At 58.5% G+C, this 1,466-nt stretch carries 1 pseudogene; it reads left to right on the forward strand.

The features are described 5' to 3' along the window. Positions 1–1,466, forward strand: a pseudogene (locus tag P0D71_RS35970) (DUF6531 domain-containing protein); the annotation flags it as partial.

Consider the following 1,466-nt stretch of genomic DNA (forward strand, 5'->3'; position numbering starts at 1 on the left):
ACCCAGACGGCGATGGGGGGCTATTGGGTCAGCAACTGGCAGCGAAGGCTTGATCTGACCGCAGCCAATGCGAGCACCCCAAAGATCTCCGCTTATCGGAGTAACGGGCAGCCTCTGATATTCAAGTGGGTTAATGGAGCGTGGGCGGTGCCAGGAACGTCGGGTCTCGCCCTGACGAAAGCTGGCGATGGTTACTTCCACCTGAAAGACGAACGGATCGGTACGACGGAAACGTACTCGGTCAGCACAGGTCTGTTCCACTCCGAGACGACCCGCACAGGTATGTACCGCGAGGTTCAGTACGTCGGACAAAGGATTGATTCAATTGTGCAGTGGCCTGTCGATCGTATTGGACAGAACGCATCGCGGCTGACACTTAGTCTGGCCTACGACGGTAGCGGTCGCATCTTGAGCGTCGTGCCTCCTTCGGGCAATGCCACGCATTATGCGTACGATGCGAAAGGTAATCTGGCTTCGGTAACCGCGCCAATTGGATACGTTCGCCAGTATCTGTACGAAGATGTCCGCTTTCCAAACGCATTGACCGGCATCAAGGACGAATCAGGCTCGAGGATTGCAACATGGACCTACGATTCCAGTGGACGTGCGGTCTCGGTCACGCATCCTGACACGACGCGTAATGTTTCACTGAGGTATGGCTCGGGCACGACCACGGTCGGCAACCTGGCTGGGAACAGCACATATTCCTTTAGTGTCGGCGACACGTCGCGCCCTGGCTCTATTGCCACACCTGGTGGCACGGTGTCACGTACGTGGGATACCTCAGGGAACTTGAAGCAAAGAGTTACCCCGGATGGGAATACACAGTACACGTGGGACGGCGCCAACCGGCCAACGAAAGCAGTTGCAACGGTCGCGGGCAGCAAGACGGTAACAACCGTTGAGTACAGCGACAGCAGTTCACTGCGTCCGCATCTGGTCGCGATGCCGAGCAAGATCAGGGCGTTCGTCTACGACACAGAAGGTAACGTCACCGGCTACGCAGAGTGGCAGACAACCGACCCGACGGGCGAACAGGGAATGCAGGCGGTTGCGGCGGGCGATCAGATGACGGTCGGGGCGCGCTACGATCAGGCGGGCCGTCTCCTGTCTGCCACTGTCGTCCGGAATGGTGTGAAGACTGAGGACTGGACCTACACCTATGATGCGCGTGGCAACATCGCGACGACGCGGGACGCCGTATCCGGTTGGGCAATGCAAACCCTCGGTCGCGATGCCGAGAACCGCGCGACGCAAATAGCGGGTAATAGCGGTCAGGCAAGCATTGGATACGACGAGCGTGGTCGCGTAAAGTCCTTTCAGTATAACGAACCGGCAAGCTCGTTGAATGGCGGACTTGCCCGTGTACTGGCAGTCGATTACCAGTACGCCGCGAATGGCTCGGTCTCGTCACATTCGGCTAAGGTCTCAGCTAACGGCGCATGGTGGCAGCCGATCAGCGACGC

The sequence above is a fragment of the Paraburkholderia sp. RL17-383-BIF-A genome (assembly GCF_046028015.1).
In the GTDB taxonomy this organism is placed as follows: Bacteria; Pseudomonadota; Gammaproteobacteria; order Burkholderiales; family Burkholderiaceae; genus Paraburkholderia.